The sequence below is a fragment of the Pseudomonas sp. GG8 genome, from assembly GCF_052976945.1.
The window spans coordinates 5,621,492-5,639,952 of record NZ_JBRIIP010000001.1 but is presented as its reverse complement, the minus strand read 5'-3'; the positions used below and the strand labels follow the sequence as shown (position 1 = coordinate 5,639,952).

The following is an 18,461-nucleotide window of genomic DNA, read 5'->3' as shown; positions in this document are numbered from 1 at the left end:
ACTACCTTCATTTTCATACAACAACTCCAACAGGTTGACGCAGGCTTGCCAGCAACTCAGCCAACTCAGCCAGCTCCGGGCGCCGCGCCAATACGGTATCTATATAGGCGAAGAAACGCGGCACGTCGGCCAGGTAGCGAGGCTTGCCGTCACGGTGGCAAATACGCGCAAAAATACCGATAACTTTCAAATGTCGCTGCACGCCCATCAGATCACTGGCCCGCAGAAAATCTTCAAACTCCGTCTGCACCGGGATGCCCAGCTTGCCGGCTGCTTGCCAATACGTCAGTAACCAGCCGCGCACACGCTCCTCGGGCCAGCTCAAGAATGCATCCTTGAACAGGCAGGTCACGTCATAGGTCACCGGCCCATACACCGCATCCTGAAAATCCAGCACGCCAGGGTTCGGCTCGCTGTGCATCAAGTTGCGCGGCATATAGTCGCGATGCACCAACACGTTGGGTTGCTCCTGTGCGCTGTCGATCAACAGATCGCTGACCCGCTGCCACGCCCCCAGCTGTGCGGGGCTCATCTCGACGCCCAGATGACGACGTACATACCACTCGGGGAAGAGTTCCAGCTCGCGGCGCAACAGCGCGACGTCATAGCTCGGCAACGGTGCGTCCATCGGCAACTGCTGATAGGCCAGCAACGCGTCGAACGCATCGGCGAACAGCGCGTCGGCATTCTCGGTATTGATCACGTCGAGGTAGGTCTTGCGACCCAAGTCGTTGAGCAGAAGAAAGCCTCGCGTCAGGTCTTCGGCATAAATTTTCGGAACATTAATTCCTGATTTAGCCAATAAATGAGCGATATCCACGAAGGGTTTGCAGTTTTCCTGGGGTGGAGGCGCATCCATCACAATAAAAGTTCGACCTTCGCCCTCCCAACGGAAATATCGCCGAAAACTGGCATCACTGCTGGCGGCGGTCAACGTGGCCGGGGGTACAGCGCCCCAGCCTTGAGCTGCGAACAGCGTGTGTAACTGATCATTGAGCCAAACTTTCAGGTGTTGCAGGCGTACATCTTGATCTGGCATTGCTAGGGTCTCCGACGGCGCTAGCCGTCAAGCGGGTCATGCTTTATTATCCGACATCTTTTTCAGCCCATCGAGAGGCGTGCGGCCCCCCGCCGGCAGATGGCACGCAGGAAGCCCGGACTAATAAGATGGCATTGAAATCCCCCGCGTTCCGTAAAAAATTTCCGTTGCTCGTAACCGGCAGTTTGCTGGCGATGCAACCTCTAGCCACTCAATTCGTGGTTGCCGCGGAACAGTATGACTGCTCAGTCTCTGCTTCGGGCACCTGGGATTGCGCGCCGAAAGCCAACGCTGCTCAACTGCCGCCGCGGCCCGTGCATAGCACGGACGCTGTCAGTTCGACCGGCCAAGGCCCATCGGACAGCGGTTCCCGTGGCGGCGAAAAAGCCACCCCCACACTGGTCACCGAAGCCAAAGGCCGAGGCCTGAAGTCGCGCAGTGCTGACTACAGCCACCTGGATTGGGTTCCGCGGGAGAAACTTACCCCGGCTCAATTGGCCGAAACAGGCCCCTATTGTTCAGGTGCCTACGTCGAGCCGATCCGTCCTGGCATGAATGACAAGACGAAGATGAGCGACGCGCCGATGTTCGTCGGTGCCAAGGCCTCTCGTTATCAACAGGAAGAACAGGTCGCGACCCTGGCCGGTGACGTCGTATTGCGTCAAGGTGGCCTACAGGCGGAGTCTGAGGAAGCCAGCCTTTATCAGACAGAAAACCGTGGCGAACTGAACGGCAATGTCCGTCTTCGCCAGAACGGCGCCCTGATCGTGGGTGACCACGCCGAGATGCAGCTCGATACCGGCGAAGCCAAAGTCGACAACGCCGAATACGTGATGCACAAGTCCAATGTCCGTGGGAGCGCGCTGTACGCCAAGCGTGCCGAGAACGCGATCATTCGACTCAAGGACGGCACTTACACCACCTGCGAACCGAGCAGCAACGCATGGGAAATCAAGGGTAATAACATCACCTTGAACCCGGCCACGGGTTTCGGTACCGCGACCAACGCGACGCTGCGGGTCAAAGACATACCGATTTTCTACACCCCGTACATTTATTTCCCGATCGATGATCGTCGTCAGTCTGGTTTCCTGCCTCCGTCTATCAGCAGCAACAGCAAGACGGGCCTGATGCTGGTTACGCCGTATTACTTCAACCTGGCACCGAACTACGATGCCACGTTGTACCCGCGCTACATGGGTAAACGCGGTTTGTTGATGGAAGGTGAGTTCCGCTACCTGACCAAAACATCCGAGGGCCAAGTAGGCGCCGCGTACCTCAACGATAAAGACAATGATCGCCAACTGCAGACGGACTACAAAGACACGCGCTGGATGATCAACTGGCAGCACAAGGGCGGTCTGGATTCGCGCCTGATGAGTCAGGTCGACTACACCGACATCAGCGATCCGTACTACTTCCAGGATTTGCAGACCGATCAGATTGGTATCAAGAACACTGACTACATCAATCAGCAAGGTTCCCTGACCTGGCGCGGCGATACCTACACCGCACGGTTCAACATGCAGGCCTTCAAGCTGGCGACCGTTGCGGATATCACACCGTACAATCGCCTGCCGCAACTCACCATCAATGGTGCGCTGCCGTATCATCCGGGCGGGTTGAGCTTCGCTTACGAGACCGAAGCTGTACGTTTTGACCGGAATCTGGAGACAGGTAATTTTGTCGACCAGGATGGCGGAATCAGTCCACGCCTCGATACCAACGTAGCCGGCCTCGCGCGTGCCAACGGCGATCGCCTGAATCTTGCGCCTGCTGTCAGCTTGCCGCTGAACTGGACGTATGGCTTTATCAAGCCGTCGCTCAAATATGTTTATACCAAGTACGATCTGAGTCTTGATAGCCAAGGTAAAGACTATCTATTGTCGAACGCGAACCTGACATCGCCTACCCAGGAGACGTTCAACAGCTCGCAAGATCGTGCCATACCGATTGCCAGCATCGACAGCGGCCTGTACTTCGACAGGGACACCCAGTGGTTCGGCAAAAATTACCGCCAGACATTGGAACCACGCCTGTTCTACCTCTACGTGCCGGATAAAGACCAGAACGACATCCCGGTTTTCGACACCGCCGAAACCACGTTCAACTATGCATCGCTGTTCCGCGACAATCGTTTCGTGGGCTCCGACCGTATTGGTGACGAGAACAAGCTGTCCTTGGGCATCACCAACCGCTGGATTGAAGACAATGGCTTCGAACGCCAACGCTTCAGCATCGGTCAAGCGATGTACTTCAAGGATCGCAAGGTACAACTGCCAGGCATTGATTACCGTACGCGTGCCGATGCTCTGGCCAACGTATCGCCTTATGCACTGGAATACGAATACCGCTTCAACCGCGACTGGCGCGCGACGTCCGATTTCAACTGGGATCCGGACAGCCGCAGCACCCGTTCTGGCAGCGCGATGATGCACTACCAGCCTGAAGACAGCCCAGGCAAGATCATCAACGCCGGTTACCGCTACCGTAATGACCTGGTACGTTATGACCAGAGCACCGGTAAGTGGAACGTTGGTGGTGGCGATTACGGCACCCCAGGCCAACCGGGCTATGTGAAGGATTACTACAAAATCCAGCAACACGACTTCTCGGTGATCTGGCCAATCGTGCCGCAATGGAGCGCGATCAGCCGCTGGCAGTTCGACTACAACCGCAACCGTACCCTCGAAGCCTTTGGTGGCTTTGAATATGACAACTGCTGCTGGAAGCTGCGTCTGATCAACCGTTACTGGGTTAACTATGACGAGTTCAGCCAACAAGCGCCTCAGAACGAAAAAGGCGACCACGGCATTTTCTTACAAGTTGTGTTGAAGGGACTGGGCGGTGTTACTGGCGCCAAAGTTGAATCCTTCCTCGACAAAGGCATTCAGGGTTATCAAGAACGTGAAGACAAAGCTTTCTAACTGTCTGCGCCCGCTCATGTTGGGCGCGCTACTCCTGGGCACCGCAGCGCATGCTGCGGTGCAGCCCCTCGACAAGGTCGTGGCCATCGTCGATAACGACGTGATCATGCAAAGCCAGCTGGACCAGCGGGTCCGTGAGGTACAGCAAACCATTGCCAAACGTGGCTCTGGTGTGCCGCCTGCGAGCGTTCTGGACCAGCAAGTGCTCGAGCGCCTGATCGTGGAGAATATCCAGCTACAAATCGGTGATCGCTCCGGCATCCGGATCACCGATGAAGAGCTGAACCAGGCCATCGGGACCATTGCCCAACGCAACAACATGAGCCTGGATCAATTCCGCGCCGCGTTGGCTCATGACGGCTTGTCCTATAACGACGCTCGCGAACAGGTCCGCCGGGAAATGATCATCAGCCGGGTGCGTCAGCGCCGGGTTCAGGAGCGTATCCAGGTATCGGAACAGGAAGTGAAGAACTTCCTGGCTTCCGATATGGGCAAGATGCAAATGTCCGAGGAATACCACCTCGCCAACATCCTGATCGCCACTCCCGACAGCGCATCTTCGTCGGCGATCCAGGCGGCGGCCAGCGACGCCAAGGATGTTTACGATCAACTCAAGCGCGGCGCTGACTTCGGCCAGATGGCGATTGCCAAGTCCAAAAGCGAAAACGCATTGGACGGCGGTGATATGGGCTGGCGCAAAGCCGCTCAGTTGCCACCACCGTTCGGCGAAATGCTGGGTTCCATGCCGGTTGGCGATGTAACACCGCCAGCACGCACACCCGGTGGTTTCATTATCCTGAAGCTGTTGGAAAAGCGCGGCGGCCAGGGTAAATCGCTGATGCGTGATGAAGTGCACGTACGCCACATCCTGATCAAACCGAGCGAAATCCGCAGCGAAGAAGAAACGCATCGTCTGGCCGAGCGCTTGTATGAGCGCATCAAGAATGGCGACGACTTTGGTGAGCTGGCAAAAAGCTTCTCCGAAGACCCGGGCTCTGCACTCAATGGTGGCGACCTGAACTGGGTCGATCCAAACTCCTTGGTTCCTGAATTCCGCGAAGTCATGGCCAATACTCAAGCCGGCGAATTGTCCAAACCGTTCAAAACGCCTTACGGCTGGCATGTTCTTGAAGTCCTTGGCCGCCGCGCCACCGACAGCACGGATCAAGCCCGTGACCAGCAGGCACTGACGGTGCTGCGCAACCGTAAATACGATGAAGAGCTGCAAACCTGGCTGCGTCAGATTCGCGACGAAGCCTACGTTGAGATCAAGCTCCCAGGCGCTGAGCAGACCGGCCAAGCTGGTCAGGCTGTGCAGTGAAGCCACAGCGCTTTGCTCTGACACCCGGCGAGCCGGCCGGTATAGGTCCCGACCTGTGCCTGCTGCTCGCCTCGCAACCTCAGCCGCACCCCCTGATTGCCATTACCAGCCGTGACCTGCTCCTGGAGCGGGCCGCGTTGCTGGGTGTGGCCGTCAATCTGCTGCCGGTGACCCCCGATGCCTGGCCAGACTTGCCCGCCCCGGCTGGCAGCCTGTACGTCTGGGACACGCCCTTGCAGGCGCCTGTGACCGCAGGCCAACTGGACAAAGCCAATGCTGCCTTTGTGCTGCAGACGCTGACCCGCGCCGGACAGGGCTGCATTGATGGCGACTTTGCCGGGATGATTACCGCACCGGTGCATAAGGGCGTCATCAACGAATCAGGCATCGTCTTTTCAGGCCACACCGAATTCCTCGCCGAGCTGACACACACCGAACAGGTCGTGATGATGCTCGCCACCGGCGACTTGCGCGTAGCACTGGTGACCACTCACCTGCCGCTGCGTGAGGTGGCCGATGCGATCACGCCGGAGCGACTGGAGCGCGTTACGCGTATCCTCCACGCCGATCTGGTCAACAAGTTTGGCATTGCCCAGCCACGCATTCTGGTCTGCGGGCTCAACCCGCATGCCGGCGAAGGCGGACACCTGGGCCGCGAAGAAATCGACATCATTGAACCTACTCTGGAGCGTCTGCGCAGTGAGGGCCTTGATTTGCGCGGCCCACTGCCTGCCGACACTCTGTTTACCCCCAAATATCTGGAGCACTGCGATGCAGTGCTGGCGATGTACCACGACCAGGGCCTTCCCGTACTGAAGTACAAAGGTTTCGGTGCCGCCGTCAACGTGACGCTGGGCTTGCCGATCATCCGCACATCAGTGGATCACGGCACCGCACTGGATCTGGCCGGCAGCGGCAAGATCGACACCGGCAGCCTGAAGGTCGCCCTGGAAACCGCCTACCAGATGGCCGAGACGCATTCATGACCGAGCAATTCCAACACCGGGCGCGCAAGCGTTTCGGGCAAAACTTCCTGCACGACGCGGGTGTGATCGATAAAATTCTGCGTGCGATTCGCGCCCGCCCGGAAGATCGCCTGCTGGAAATCGGCCCGGGCCAAGGCGCCCTGACCGAAGGCCTGCTCAACAGCGGCGCACAACTGGATGTGGTTGAGCTGGACAAGGACCTGATCCCGATCCTCATGCATCAGTTTGGCAACAAGCCCAACTTCCATCTGCATCAGGGCGACGCACTGAAGTTCGACTTCACCAGTCTGAACCCGGCGCCGAACAGCCTGAGAGTCGTTGGCAACCTGCCGTACAACATCTCCACGCCGCTGATCTTCCATCTGCTGCAGAACGCCAATCTGATCCGCGACATGCACTTCATGCTGCAAAAAGAAGTGGTCCAGCGTCTCGCCGCAGGCCCTGGCGGTGGTGATTATGGTCGTCTGTCGATCATGGTTCAGTACCACTGCCGCGTCGAACACCTGTTCAACGTTGGGCCTGGTGCGTTCAATCCGCCACCTAAAGTCGACTCGGCCATTGTGCGTCTGGTGCCACACGACGTCCTGCCGCACCCGGCCAAGGATCATCGCTTACTCGAACGCGTCGTACGTGAAGCCTTCAATCAGCGCCGCAAGACCCTGCGCAATACACTCAAGGCTTTGCTCAGCAGCGAAGAGATTACAGCTGCTGGCGTCGATGGCAGCCTGCGTCCAGAACAACTGGACCTTGCAGCCTTTGTCCGCCTGGCGGACAAACTGAGCGAACAACCCATCGCAGAGTAAAGTGTCCGGGTATCCAGGAGGTAAAAACGCCATTGCGGGCACACAGCCCGCAGAGGGTTGGTTTTTTACCTCCCAAATACCCTAGACTGGATTTCACCGGTATTGTCCGCCTTTCTCCGCTTTTGCTTTCAAGGCCTCTTGCATGTCCGATCCCCGTTATCAGGTCGACGTCAGCGTCGTCACTCGCTTCCTCGTAGAACAGTCGCAACCCGAGCAGAACCGTTTCGCGTTCGCGTACACCGTCACGGTGCACAACAGTGGCGAACTGCCCGCAAAACTGCTCTCCCGGCACTGGGTCATCACCGACGGTGATGGTCATGTCGAGGAAGTTCGGGGGGATGGCGTGGTTGGCCAACAGCCCCTGATCAAGGCCGGGCAAAGCCATACCTACAGCAGCGGCACGGTCATGATGACGAAAGTCGGCAACATGCAAGGCAGTTATCAAATGCTGGCCGAAGACGGCAAACGTTTCGAGGCAGTCATTGCACCCTTTCGCCTGGCGGTGCCCGGAGTCCTGCACTGATGGCGGTGTATGCCGTCGGTGACGTGCAAGGCTGCCTGGAACCCCTGCAATGCCTCCTCGAACATGTCGCCTTCGACCCGAGTAAAGACCGCCTGTGGCTGGTGGGGGATCTGGTCAATCGCGGCCCGCAATCACTCGAAACCCTGCGTTTCCTGTTCGGCATTCGCAACGCGCTGGTCTGCGTGCTGGGCAACCATGATCTGCACTTGCTTGCGGCATCGCGCAATATCGAGCGCCTCAGGAAAAGCGATACCCTGCGCGAAGTGCTTGAGGCACCTGATTGTGCCGACCTGCTTGACTGGCTACGCCAGCAAAAGCTCATGCATTACGACGCCGAACGCAATATCGCCATGGTGCATGCCGGCATCCCACCCCAGTGGACGCTGAAAAAAGCGCTCAAATGCGCCAGCGAAGTCGAAGAAGCACTGCGTGACGACAACCTGCTCGACCCTTTCCTCGATGGCATGTACGGCAACGAACCTGCCAAGTGGGACAAAGACCTGCGCGGCGTGACGCGACTACGGGTGATCACCAACTACTTCACACGCATGCGTTTCTGCACCAGCGACGGCAAGCTCGACCTCAAAGGCAAGGAAGGTGCAGACACCGCCCCGCCCGGTTATGCCCCATGGTTCAGTTACAAGGATCGTAAAACCAGTGACGTGAAGATTATCTTCGGCCATTGGGCGGCCCTTGAAGGCAAGTGCACCGATCCCAACGTGATTGCGCTCGACACGGGCTGTGTCTGGGGCAGCGCCATGACCTTGCTCAACGTTGATAGCGGTGAACTGCACCGATGCGATTGCGACAACAAGGGCCTGGCACGCGCCAATCCTGCCTCAATTGCGGGTGCCGGGTCACAAACCACCAGCCAGCGTTAGCATCCACTTTTCAGCCAAACCCCAAGGAGCCCAGTCCATGACCGAGTTCAAGCGCATCCCTCCCGCGCAAGCCCATTCGCTGCGCGAACAAGGCGCCGTATTGGTCGACGTACGCGACCCTCAGGCGTTTGACGCCCAACACATCCCTGGCTCGCAGCGCCTGGATAACCACTCCATCGCCGACTTTATCGCCAAGGCCGATCTGGACAAACCCTTGGTGGTCGTCTGCTATCACGGCAACTCCAGCCAAAGCGCAGCAGCCTATCTCGTGGGGCAGGGTTTTTCGGACGTTTACAGCCTGGATGGCGGTTTCGAGTTATGGCGCAACACCTATCCCGACGAAACAGCGCAAAGCACCCCGGAATAATTTTTTTATACCGCCCGATCCCGCGCCCCATGCGGGCTTGGGCCTCGAACTGATAAACGGTCAGACAGACTTATTGCTCATCCCTTCTTTCTCTTTCTGATTCCGAACTATCCTTAGCCGTAGGCCATCCAAATCAGGGGAGAGCCGGTACACCGGCGCGCGGGTCATCGGTAGTAACTTTATGGTGTTCTGGGGGGTAAACAGCAGCTGGATTTCAGCTGTATGCCAGCATCGACATCGACTGACGATCCGCCGCCGGCTCCACGTATCGAGCGAGGTGACGTCATGAGTATTTTTAGCCACTTCCAACAACGCTTTGAATCGACACGCCAGGAAGAGCTCTCGTTACAGGAGTATCTAGATCTCTGCAAAAGTGACCGTAGTGCCTATGCCTCAGCCGCAGAACGTCTTCTGCTGGCTATAGGCGAGCCTGAGTTGCTGGATACCTCGGCCAACTCGCGGTTATCCAGGATTTTCTCCAACAAGGTGATCCGCCGCTACCCGGCGTTCGAAGACTTCCATGGCATGGAAGAATGCATCGATCAGATCGTCTCGTACTTCCGGCATGCCGCGCAGGGCCTTGAGGAGAAGAAACAAATCCTCTATCTGCTCGGCCCCGTGGGTGGCGGTAAATCATCGCTGGCTGAAAAACTCAAACAGCTGATCGAGAAAGTGCCCTTCTACGCCATCAAAGGCTCCCCCGTTTTCGAGTCACCGCTCGGTCTGTTCAATGCGACTGAAGACGGCGCGATTCTCGAGGAAGACTTTGGAATTCCTCGGCGTTACCTGAACACCATCATGTCGCCTTGGGCGACCAAGCGTCTGGCCGAATTCGGGGGCGACATCAGTCAGTTCCGGGTGGTCAAGCTGTACCCGTCCATCCTCAACCAGATCGCCGTGGCGAAAACCGAACCAGGGGACGAGAACAACCAGGACATTTCTGCGCTGGTGGGCAAGGTCGATATCCGCAAACTGGAAGAATTCCCTCAGAACGACGCTGATGCCTATAGCTACTCCGGGGCACTCTGCCGGGCCAACCAAGGCCTGATGGAATTCGTCGAAATGTTCAAGGCGCCGATCAAGGTCTTGCACCCATTACTGACCGCCACTCAGGAAGGTAACTACAACAGCACCGAAGGCCTGGGCTCGATCCCGTTCACTGGCATCCTGCTGGCCCACTCCAACGAATCGGAATGGCACAGCTTCCGCAACAACAAGAACAACGAAGCTTTCATCGACCGAATCTACATCGTCAAAGTGCCGTACTGCTTGCGGGTCAGCGATGAGATCAAAATCTACGACAAGCTGCTTTTCAACAGCTCCCTGGCCAACGCCCACTGCGCGCCGGACACTCTGAAAATGCTGGCGCAGTTCACCGTGCTGTCGCGCCTTAAAGAGCCCGAAAACTCGAACATCTACTCGAAGATGCGGGTGTACGACGGTGAGAACCTCAAAGACACCGACCCAAAAGCCAAGTCCATTCAGGAGTACCGTGACAACGCCGGTGTCGATGAAGGGATGAACGGCCTGTCGACGCGCTTCGCGTTCAAGATTCTGTCGAAAGTCTTCAACTTCGACCCGCATGAAATCGCCGCTAACCCGGTTCACCTGCTGTACGTGCTCGAACAACAGATCGAGCAGGAGCAATTCCCGGCGGAAACCCGCGAACGTTATCTGCGGTTCATCAAAGAGTACCTGGCGCCGCGCTACATCGAGTTCATCGGCAAGGAAATCCAGACTGCCTACCTGGAGTCCTACAGCGAATACGGTCAGAACATTTTCGACCGCTACGTGCTCTACGCAGACTTCTGGATTCAGGATCAGGAATACCGGGATCCGGAAACCGGCGAAATCCTCAATCGTGTCGCGCTGAACGAGGAACTGGAAAAAATCGAAAAACCTGCAGGCATCAGCAATCCAAAGGATTTCCGCAACGAAATCGTCAACTTCGTATTGCGTGCGCGGGCCAACAACAACGGCAAAAATCCAACGTGGCTCAGCTACGAGAAGCTGCGGGTGGTTATCGAGAAGAAAATGTTCTCGAACACCGAGGATCTGCTGCCGGTCATCAGCTTCAACGCCAAGGCCAGCAAAGAGGATCAACAAAAACACAACGACTTCGTCACACGGATGGTCGAACGCGGTTACACCGACAAACAGGTACGACTGCTGTCCGAGTGGTATCTGCGGGTTAGAAAATCACAATAACCCGCTGCCGGTTACACCGGTTGTCGTTAGCCGAGAGCCTGTGTCAGCGTTTTCTGCTACACAGGCTCCAAGAGGTTGTTTTAGAAATCGACAGCGAGGCTCAGGCAGAGCAAGAGTGGCGCACGCCCGTCACATTGTTCTAAACGTCATGCCAGCCCGCCATTTTTCAAGACAGCTTCGAAGGAGCAGTCATGAGTTATGTGATCGACCGACGTCTCAATGGCAAAAACAAGAGCACGGTAAACCGCCAGCGCTTCCTGCGGCGTTACCGTGACCACATCAAAAAAGCCGTCGAAGAGGCGGTCAGCCGCCGATCCATCACCGACATGGAGCACGGTGAACAGATCAGTATTCCCGGTCGCGATATCGACGAACCGGTACTTCATCATGGTCGCGGCGGCAAACAGACCGTCGTTCATCCCGGCAACAAGGAGTTCACCACGGGTGAGCATATCGCCCGCCCACAAGGAGGCGGTGGCGGTAAGGGCGCGGGCAAGGCCAGCAATTCAGGCGAAGGCATGGATGAGTTTGTCTTCCAGATTACTCAGGAAGAGTTTCTGGAGTTCATGTTCGAGGACCTTGAACTGCCCAACCTGGTCAAGCGTAACCTGATGGGCACCGACACCTTCAAAACCGTTCGCGCGGGGATCAGCAACGAGGGCAACCCTTCACGGATAAACATCATCCGTACCTTGCGTTCAGCCCATGCACGGCGGATTGCATTGTCAGGCAGCAGCCGCGCGAAACTGCGTGAAGCCGTTAGTGAACTGGAGCGCATGAAGCGCGAAGAACCCGACAATTTCGGCGATATTCAGGAGCTTGAGAGCGAAATTGAGCGACTCAACGCCCGTATTCGTCGAGTGCCCTACCTGGACACCTTCGACCTCAAGTACAACCTGCTGGTCAAGCAACCCAACCCCAGCTCCAAGGCGGTGATGTTCTGCCTGATGGACGTTTCCGGCTCCATGACCCAAGCAACCAAGGACATCGCCAAGCGTTTCTTTATCCTGCTGTACCTGTTCCTCAAGCGTAACTACGACAAAATTGAAGTCGTGTTCATTCGCCATCACACCAGCGCCCGCGAAGTCGACGAGGAGGAGTTTTTCTACTCCCGGGAAACCGGCGGCACCATCGTTTCCAGCGCGCTGAAACTGATGCAGGAGATCATGGCCGCGCGTTACCCGACCAACGAGTGGAACATTTACGCGGCACAGGCTTCGGACGGCGACAACTGGAACGATGACTCACCGATCTGCCGCGACATCTTGATCAAGCAGATCATGCCCTTCGTGCAGTACTACACTTACGTGGAAATCACCCCGCGCGAGCATCAAGCGCTGTGGTTTGAATACGAGCGTATCAGTGAAGCGTTCTCCGATACGTTTGCCCAGCAGCAGCTGGTCTCTGCCGGTGATATCTATCCGGTATTCCGTGAACTCTTCCAGCGCAGGTTAGTGACATGACCGCTAGAGAGCAGAAGCGCCAACCCCTGTCCACGGGTTCAGAGTGGACATTCGAGCTGATCCAGGCCTACGACCGGGAGATTGGTCGTATCGCCAAGCGTTATGCCCTGGATACCTATCCCAATCAGATCGAGGTAATCACCGCCGAGCAGATGATGGATGCCTACGCGTCTGTCGGCATGCCGCTGGGTTATCACCATTGGTCCTACGGCAAGCACTTCCTCAGCACCGAGAAATCCTACAGCCGTGGCCAGATGGGGCTGGCCTATGAAATCGTCATCAACTCCGATCCTTGCATCGCTTACCTGATGGAAGAGAACACCATCTGCATGCAGGCGCTGGTCGTGGCGCATGCCTGCTATGGGCATAACAGCTTCTTCAAGGGCAATTACCTGTTTCGCACCTGGACGGACGCCAGTTCGATCATCGATTACCTGGTGTTCGCCAAGCAGTACATCATGCAGTGTGAAGAGCGGCATGGTATCGACGCGGTAGAAGACTTGCTCGACTCCTGCCACGCACTGATGAACTACGGCGTTGACCGTTACAAACGCCCTTACCCTATTTCCGCCGAGGAAGAACGCCGTCGGCAGAAAGACCGTGAAGAACACCTGCAGAAGCAGATCAACGATCTGTGGCGGACCATTCCGAAAGGCGCGGACAAGAACAGCGACAAAGACAACGCTCGCTTCCCCTCCGAGCCACAGGAAAACATCCTGTACTTCATCGAGAAACATGCGCCACTGCTGGAGCCCTGGCAGCGGGAAGTGGTGCGGATCGTGCGCAAGATCGCGCAGTACTTCTATCCGCAACGTCAGACCCAGGTGATGAACGAAGGCTGGGCGACCTTTTGGCACTACACCTTGATGAACGATCTCTACGATGAAGGCCTGGTGACCGACGGCTTCATGATGGAGTTCCTGACATCACACACCAGCGTCATCTACCAGCCGGGCTTCGATAGCCCGTATTACAACGGTATCAACCCCTACACCTTGGGGTTCGCCATGTACCGGGATATCCGGCGGATTTGCGAGCACCCCACCGATGAAGACCGCCACTGGTTCCCGGACATCGCTGGCAGCGATTGGCTGGCCACCATCAAGTTCGCCATGAGCAGCTTCAAGGATGAGAGTTTTATCCTGCAGTACCTGTCGCCCAAGGTGATTCGCGACCTGAAACTGTTCAGCATCATGGACGACGATCAAAAGGACGACCTGCTCGTTCCCGCCATCCATGACGAACCGGGGTACAAAACCATTCGGGAAACACTGGCCGCCCAGTACAACCTGGGCAACCGCGAACCGAACGTGCAGATTTTCAGCATCGACCGCCGCGGTGATCGCTCTCTGACCCTGCGCCATCAACAACACGACCGCAAACCGCTGGGAGACTCCACTGAGGAAGTGCTCAAACACCTGCACCGCTTGTGGGGCTTTGATATTCATCTTGAGACATTGCAGGGCGATCAGATCATGAAAACCCATCATGTCCCACCCAAAGGAGAGCATGCCGACAGTGAATATCCCCGGCTCGACTTGGCCGTCGTCCACCTATAAACGGTTGTAAGTGTTTTCTGTTTTAACCTCCGTGAGTGCGTCGCAAGGGTTATCCTGTCGCGCTTACGGAGGTTTTTTATGCAGATTTATAAAGTGGGCGGCGCAGTACGTGATCGCCTGTTGGGCAAGACCGTCGCCGATACCGACTGGGTCGTGGTGGGCGCAACCGCCGATGAAATGCTCAGCCAGGGTTTCCGCCCGGTCGGTGCGGATTTCCCGGTATTTCTGCACCCGAAAACAGGGGAGGAATATGCCCTTGCCCGAACGGAACGCAAGAGCGGCCCAGGCTATGGCGGGTTCATCTTCCATGCGGATCCCGAGGTCAGTCTCGAAGAAGATTTGATTCGTCGAGACCTCACGATCAATGCCATTGCGGAAGATGCGCAGGGTCGGTTGACTGATCCCTACCACGGCCAAGAAGATCTTAAATCCCGAATTTTACGCCATGTATCACCGGCGTTCGCCGAAGATCCTCTGCGCGTACTGCGTGTCGCCCGCTTCGCCGCACGCTATGCATCGGATGGTTTTACCATCGCGCCAGAGACGATGACGCTGATGCAGCAGCTCAGTGAATCCGGCGAACTGGAGGCTCTGACTCCCGAGCGCAGCTGGAAGGAAATCTCCCGCGCCCTGATGGAAAATCAGCCCCAGGTTTTCATCCAGGTCCTGCGCGAGTGCGGGGCACTGAAGGTGCTATTTCCGGAAGTCGATGCATTGTTCGGCGTACCGCAGCCCGCAGCCCACCATCCAGAAATCGACACGGGCCAGCACGTGCTCAGCGTCCTTGAGCAGGCCGCGATCCATCATCAGCCGCTGAGCGTGCGCTGGGCATGCCTGCTGCATGATTTGGGGAAAGGCCTGACACCGGAAAGCGAATGGCCCCGGCACATCGCTCACGAGCACACAGGCCTGCGCCTGATCAAAGCCGTGAATGCGCGCTTCAAGGTTCCTCGGGATTGTCAGGAGCTGGCAATGCTGGTCGGCCAGTACCACACCCATGGACACCGAGCGCTAGAGCTAAAAGCATCGACGCTGTTTGAGCTGATGCAAAGCTTCGACATTTACCGTCGACCACAACGTTTCGAGGAGTTTATCGCAGGGTGCGAGATGGATGCCCGAGGCCGCCTAGGCTTCGAGCAGCGCGATTACCCTCAGGCCGAGTATCTGCGAGGCGCCGCCAACGCTGCACGAGCCGTGGCTGTGCAGCCGTTGCGCGATCAGGGCTATGAAGGGCCCGAGCTGGGCGAAGCGTTGAAGCAGGAGCGTTTGAAGGCGGTGCAAGCTTACAAGGCAACGTATAGCGCTTGAGACCCGCGATGTCAGGGCCAGACCTGTGTATTACCAGGGATGCGTATTTAACAGGACCTCAGGCGTCAACGGCATCCCGCGCCACTCAAACGCTACTGGCGCCAGCACCTGATCAATCTGCGCGTCCCGCCACAAATCCTTGAAGGTTTTGCTCACACCGGGATGCAGCCGCTCTGGCGCTATCAGCGACAACGGCCAAAGCACGAAGGCATTTTTCAGGATTTCCGCGCGGGGCAGAATCAAGCCATCGAAATTACCGACCTGCTCGCCGTAGAGCAGCACGTCGATATCCAACGGCAAGCCCCGGCGCTCCGGAGCATAGCGACCGTTATCCGCCTCGATGAATTTCAAACGGCGGTCCAGCTCCATCAGCGGCAGGTCGGTATACCCCGTGACCACCAGATTGAAGAATGGCCCGCTTTTGATCCCCACCGGCTGACTTTCGAATACCGGTGAACAGGTCATTTGCTGCAAAAATCCATCAAGCGCTTCAAGCCCTGCGCTCAGGTGCTTTTCGCGCTCGATATTGCTGCCGAGGCCGAGGAATATCTGGGTTAGCGACATCCGCGCTCGATCTCCACGCCCACGCCAGTAGCCGCCGCAACGGCGCCTGGCTTGGTCAGTTTGAGGTGCAGCCAGGGAATCTGGAACTCACTCATCAACACCTCGGCCAGGCGCTCGGCAAACGTTTCGACCAACTGAAATTTGGCGTCTTCGGCAAATGCCTGAATTCGTGCCGAGACGCTAGCGTAGTCGAGCGCCTTGCTCAGGTCATCGTCTGCCGCAGCGGGCCGATTGTCCCAGGCAAAACTCAGGTCCAGACGCAGGCACTGGCGAATGCCACGCTCCCAGTCATAGGCGCCGATAACCGTATCGACTTCCAGACCCTCGATAAAAACTCTGTCCAAGCACTTTTCTCCGCTGCACGACAAGGGCGCGATGCGCCGTTAGAATCAGGGCGTCCTCGCCCGGAATAGTTAGCATGTTTTGGTTACTGGCGACCCTCGCCTACCTGCTTGGCTCACTGTCCTTCGCCATTTTGCTTAGCCGCCTCACTGGCAGCCCCGACCCGCGCGCCAGCGGTTCCGGCAATGCTGGCGCAACCAATATGTTGCGTCTGGCGGGCAAAAAACTCGCCGTTCTAACCCTGATCGGCGACGTTTGTAAAAGTCTGCTCCCCGTCCTGGCTGCCAGACTGCTCGACCTTGATCCTCAACAGCAAGCCTGGATAGGCCTCTGTGCAGTCCTGGGGCATTTGTTTCCAGTGTACTTTCGCTTTCGTGGCGGCAAGGGTGTTGCCACAGCGGCAGGCATGCTGCTGGGCCTGTTCCCACCCGCCGCAGCGCTGGCTGTCTGCGCCTGGCTGCTGGTGTTCTACCTGACCCGCACCAGCTCACTCGCGGCGTTGATCGCCACCCCGCTGACCCTGCCATTACTGGCGTGGCAGGAGCCTCAAGCGCTACTGCCGATGAGCATCCTCACCTTATTGATCGTGTGGCGCCATCGCAGCAATTTACGCGACCTGTTTGCCGGGCGCGAACGGCATTTTTGAATCACGGCCATGAGCCAGACTCAGGTTGACGCCGCTACAGCCCCGACAACTGCTCCATCGGCCAGCGGGCCTGCACACTGATGCTCAAATCCTCTTTCTGCCCCGCCAAAAGACGCTGACAACCGGCAAACGCAATCATCGCGCCGTTGTCGGTGCAGAACTCGGGCCGCGCATAAAAAACATTGCCATGCAGTTCGCCGAGCATTTTTTCCAGCGACAGGCGCAACGCTGTATTGGCACTGACGCCGCCAGCGATGACCAGACGCTTGAGGCCGGTCTGCTTGAGGGCGCGCTTGCACTTGATGGTCAAAGTCTCTACCACCGCATGCTGGAAGGCCAGAGAGATGTCGCAACGGGTTTGCTCACCGTCGTCTCCAGCGCTTTGGCACTGATGCCAGGTGTTCAAGGCGAAGGTTTTAAGGCCGCTGAAGCTGAACTCCAGGCCTGGCCGGTCGGTCATTGGCCGCGGAAAGACGAAACGCCCTGCCACGCCCCGGCTCGCGAGTCGCGCGATCTCAGGGCCGCCCGGATAATGCAGGCCCATCATCTTCGCAGTTTTGTCGAACGCCTCACCGGCGGCATCATCCAGCGTCTCGCCCAGCACTTGATAAAGACCGATGCCATCGACCCGAACCAGCTGCGTGTGGCCGCCGGAAACCAACAAAGCGACGAACGGGAACTCTGGCGGCTGCTCTTCGAGCATTGGCGCCAGGAGATGCCCTTCCATGTGATGCACGCCCAAGGCTGGAATGCCCCAGGCAAAGGCCAGCGCCTGAGCGCAGGAAGCGCCCACCAGCAACGCCCCGACCAAACCCGGACCCGCGGTGTACGCAATGGCGTCGATTTCGGTGGCGACACAGTCCGCTTCAGCCAGCACCTGGCGGATCAGCGGCAGCATACGCTTGACGTGGTCACGCGAAGCCAGCTCAGGTACAACCCCGCCGTACGCGCGATGCAGGTCGATCTGGCTGAACAATGCGTCGGCCAGCAGGCCGCGTTCACTGTCATAAAGTGCGACACCGGTTTCGTCGCAGGAGGTTTCTAATCCCAGTACTAGCATGGGTTTGCGCCTTATTCGAAGGCGCGCATAATAGTCGCCACTCCAGCCCCCGACTAGCGGTTTTCGATCAGAGGCTTTGCATTCCTCTCAATGAGGGGTTAACATCCGCAACCCTTAAAAACCGACGAACTTATGTGCAGTTTTTGCACGAGTCGTTGACCCCGGTAATGAATGAAGGTAGCTCTGGATGCCAGCCGTCAAAGTTAAAGAGAACGAACCCTTCGACGTAGCTCTGCGTCGTTTCAAGCGCTCCTGCGAAAAAGCCGGTGTTCTGGCTGAAGTTCGTAGCCGCGAATTTTACGAGAAGCCGACTTCGGAGCGTAAACGCAAAGCAGCTGCTGCTGTTAAGCGTCACGCGAAGAAAGTACAGCGCGAACAGCGCCGTGCCGTCCGTCTGTATTAATTTACAGACGTCCGTCGCAAGTTTCTGCCACGCCCGGCCTCAAAGCCGGGCTGCCGGCAGT

General features: G+C 57.4%; 17 protein-coding genes. 13 read left to right on the top strand and 4 right to left on the bottom strand.

The window, feature by feature from the left end; genetic code table 11:
- Positions 1 to 13 precede the first annotated feature (13 nt).
- The gene (locus tag ACVBEG_RS26545) at positions 14 to 1,039 is read right to left on the bottom strand and encodes an aminoglycoside phosphotransferase family protein (protein WP_447108429.1); all 1,026 of its coding nucleotides are present in this window, start codon (positions 1,037 to 1,039) and stop codon (positions 14 to 16) included.
- A 128-nt stretch (positions 1,040 to 1,167) separates the two neighbouring features.
- Between ACVBEG_RS26545 and ACVBEG_RS26540 the strand changes: the two genes are divergently transcribed.
- From ACVBEG_RS26540 to ACVBEG_RS26490, 11 genes are all read left to right on the top strand, one after another.
- A complete protein-coding gene (locus ACVBEG_RS26540) occupies positions 1,168 to 3,966 on the top strand; it encodes an LPS-assembly protein LptD (RefSeq protein ID WP_447108428.1) in 2,799 nt (932 codons plus the stop codon).
- Positions 3,947 to 5,287, top strand: a complete 1,341-nt coding sequence (gene surA, locus ACVBEG_RS26535; protein ID WP_322182471.1) for a peptidylprolyl isomerase SurA — start codon at positions 3,947 to 3,949, stop codon at positions 5,285 to 5,287. Before ACVBEG_RS26540 ends, surA begins: the two co-directional genes overlap by 20 nt.
- Entirely contained in the window at positions 5,284 to 6,273 is a 990-nt protein-coding gene (gene pdxA / locus ACVBEG_RS26530) for a 4-hydroxythreonine-4-phosphate dehydrogenase PdxA (protein WP_322182473.1), read from the top strand. Before surA ends, pdxA begins: the two co-directional genes overlap by 4 nt.
- Positions 6,270 to 7,076, top strand: coding sequence for a 16S rRNA (adenine(1518)-N(6)/adenine(1519)-N(6))-dimethyltransferase RsmA (rsmA, locus tag ACVBEG_RS26525; RefSeq protein ID WP_219064366.1), 807 nt, complete (start codon positions 6,270 to 6,272; stop codon positions 7,074 to 7,076). Before pdxA ends, rsmA begins: the two co-directional genes overlap by 4 nt.
- A gap of 142 nt (positions 7,077 to 7,218) precedes the next feature.
- Positions 7,219 to 7,599: a Co2+/Mg2+ efflux protein ApaG gene (apaG, locus tag ACVBEG_RS26520; RefSeq protein WP_322182477.1), complete on the top strand. Its 381-nt coding sequence runs from the start codon at positions 7,219 to 7,221 to the stop codon at positions 7,597 to 7,599.
- Positions 7,599 to 8,480 (top strand): symmetrical bis(5'-nucleosyl)-tetraphosphatase, encoded by an 882-nt coding sequence (locus ACVBEG_RS26515; protein ID WP_322182479.1) that lies wholly within the window; start codon positions 7,599 to 7,601, stop codon positions 8,478 to 8,480. The genes apaG and ACVBEG_RS26515 overlap by 1 nt, the downstream gene beginning before the upstream one ends.
- Positions 8,481 to 8,517: 37 nt before the next feature.
- The gene (glpE, locus tag ACVBEG_RS26510) at positions 8,518 to 8,847 is read left to right on the top strand and encodes a thiosulfate sulfurtransferase GlpE (RefSeq protein ID WP_322182481.1); all 330 of its coding nucleotides are present in this window, start codon (positions 8,518 to 8,520) and stop codon (positions 8,845 to 8,847) included.
- A 285-nt stretch (positions 8,848 to 9,132) separates the two neighbouring features.
- Positions 9,133 to 11,055 (top strand): PrkA family serine protein kinase, encoded by a 1,923-nt coding sequence (locus ACVBEG_RS26505; protein WP_322182483.1) that lies wholly within the window; start codon positions 9,133 to 9,135, stop codon positions 11,053 to 11,055.
- A gap of 191 nt (positions 11,056 to 11,246) precedes the next feature.
- The gene (locus ACVBEG_RS26500; RefSeq protein ID WP_322182485.1) at positions 11,247 to 12,518 is read left to right on the top strand and encodes a YeaH/YhbH family protein; all 1,272 of its coding nucleotides are present in this window, start codon (positions 11,247 to 11,249) and stop codon (positions 12,516 to 12,518) included.
- The gene (locus ACVBEG_RS26495; RefSeq protein ID WP_443692541.1) at positions 12,515 to 14,077 is read left to right on the top strand and encodes a SpoVR family protein; all 1,563 of its coding nucleotides are present in this window, start codon (positions 12,515 to 12,517) and stop codon (positions 14,075 to 14,077) included. Before ACVBEG_RS26500 ends, ACVBEG_RS26495 begins: the two co-directional genes overlap by 4 nt.
- Before the next feature lie 78 nt (positions 14,078 to 14,155).
- Positions 14,156 to 15,385, top strand: coding sequence for a multifunctional CCA addition/repair protein (locus tag ACVBEG_RS26490; protein WP_330200950.1), 1,230 nt, complete (start codon positions 14,156 to 14,158; stop codon positions 15,383 to 15,385).
- A 30-nt stretch (positions 15,386 to 15,415) separates the two neighbouring features.
- Here ACVBEG_RS26490 and folK read toward each other — a convergent pair whose 3' ends face one another.
- Positions 15,416 to 15,949, bottom strand: coding sequence for a 2-amino-4-hydroxy-6-hydroxymethyldihydropteridine diphosphokinase (folK, locus tag ACVBEG_RS26485; RefSeq protein ID WP_322182492.1), 534 nt, complete (start codon positions 15,947 to 15,949; stop codon positions 15,416 to 15,418).
- Positions 15,940 to 16,293: a dihydroneopterin aldolase gene (folB, locus tag ACVBEG_RS26480; RefSeq protein WP_322182494.1), complete on the bottom strand. Its 354-nt coding sequence runs from the start codon at positions 16,291 to 16,293 to the stop codon at positions 15,940 to 15,942. Before folB ends, folK begins: the two co-directional genes overlap by 10 nt.
- A gap of 74 nt (positions 16,294 to 16,367) precedes the next feature.
- Between folB and plsY the strand changes: the two genes are divergently transcribed.
- Positions 16,368 to 16,937 carry a glycerol-3-phosphate 1-O-acyltransferase PlsY gene (gene plsY / locus ACVBEG_RS26475; protein ID WP_322182496.1) on the top strand — a complete coding sequence of 190 codons (570 nt, stop codon included), beginning with the start codon at positions 16,368 to 16,370 and terminating at the stop codon, positions 16,935 to 16,937.
- Between the two features lie 34 nt (positions 16,938 to 16,971).
- On the opposite strand, the gene tsaD is transcribed toward plsY, so the two are convergent.
- Positions 16,972 to 17,997, bottom strand: coding sequence for a tRNA (adenosine(37)-N6)-threonylcarbamoyltransferase complex transferase subunit TsaD (gene tsaD, locus ACVBEG_RS26470; RefSeq protein ID WP_322182498.1), 1,026 nt, complete (start codon positions 17,995 to 17,997; stop codon positions 16,972 to 16,974).
- Between the two features lie 187 nt (positions 17,998 to 18,184).
- Here tsaD and rpsU point away from each other — a divergent pair, with 187 nt between their 5' ends.
- The gene (gene rpsU, locus ACVBEG_RS26465) at positions 18,185 to 18,400 is read left to right on the top strand and encodes a 30S ribosomal protein S21 (protein WP_002551877.1); all 216 of its coding nucleotides are present in this window, start codon (positions 18,185 to 18,187) and stop codon (positions 18,398 to 18,400) included.
- Positions 18,401 to 18,461: the final 61 nt, after the last annotated feature.

Bases quoted from the DNA above. Each gene is read 5' to 3' on its own strand.
- ACVBEG_RS26500 (WP_322182485.1), top strand. From the start codon at position 11,247: ATGAGTTATGTGATCGACCGACGTCTCAATGGCAAAAACAAGAGCACG.
- folK (WP_322182492.1), bottom strand. From the start codon at position 15,949: ATGTCGCTAACCCAGATATTCCTCGGCCTCGGCAGCAATATCGAGCGC.
- ACVBEG_RS26505 (WP_322182483.1), top strand. From the start codon at position 9,133: ATGAGTATTTTTAGCCACTTCCAACAACGCTTTGAATCGACACGCCAG.
- ACVBEG_RS26515 (WP_322182479.1), top strand. From the start codon at position 7,599: ATGGCGGTGTATGCCGTCGGTGACGTGCAAGGCTGCCTGGAACCCCTG.
- ACVBEG_RS26490 (WP_330200950.1), top strand. From the start codon at position 14,156: ATGCAGATTTATAAAGTGGGCGGCGCAGTACGTGATCGCCTGTTGGGC.
- rpsU (WP_002551877.1), top strand. From the start codon at position 18,185: ATGCCAGCCGTCAAAGTTAAAGAGAACGAACCCTTCGACGTAGCTCTG.
- glpE (WP_322182481.1), top strand. From the start codon at position 8,518: ATGACCGAGTTCAAGCGCATCCCTCCCGCGCAAGCCCATTCGCTGCGC.
- tsaD (WP_322182498.1), bottom strand. From the start codon at position 17,997: ATGCTAGTACTGGGATTAGAAACCTCCTGCGACGAAACCGGTGTCGCA.
- ACVBEG_RS26545 (WP_447108429.1), bottom strand. From the start codon at position 1,039: ATGCCAGATCAAGATGTACGCCTGCAACACCTGAAAGTTTGGCTCAAT.
- ACVBEG_RS26495 (WP_443692541.1), top strand. From the start codon at position 12,515: ATGACCGCTAGAGAGCAGAAGCGCCAACCCCTGTCCACGGGTTCAGAG.
- ACVBEG_RS26540 (WP_447108428.1), top strand. From the start codon at position 1,168: ATGGCATTGAAATCCCCCGCGTTCCGTAAAAAATTTCCGTTGCTCGTA.
- rsmA (WP_219064366.1), top strand. From the start codon at position 6,270: ATGACCGAGCAATTCCAACACCGGGCGCGCAAGCGTTTCGGGCAAAAC.
- apaG (WP_322182477.1), top strand. From the start codon at position 7,219: ATGTCCGATCCCCGTTATCAGGTCGACGTCAGCGTCGTCACTCGCTTC.
- plsY (WP_322182496.1), top strand. From the start codon at position 16,368: ATGTTTTGGTTACTGGCGACCCTCGCCTACCTGCTTGGCTCACTGTCC.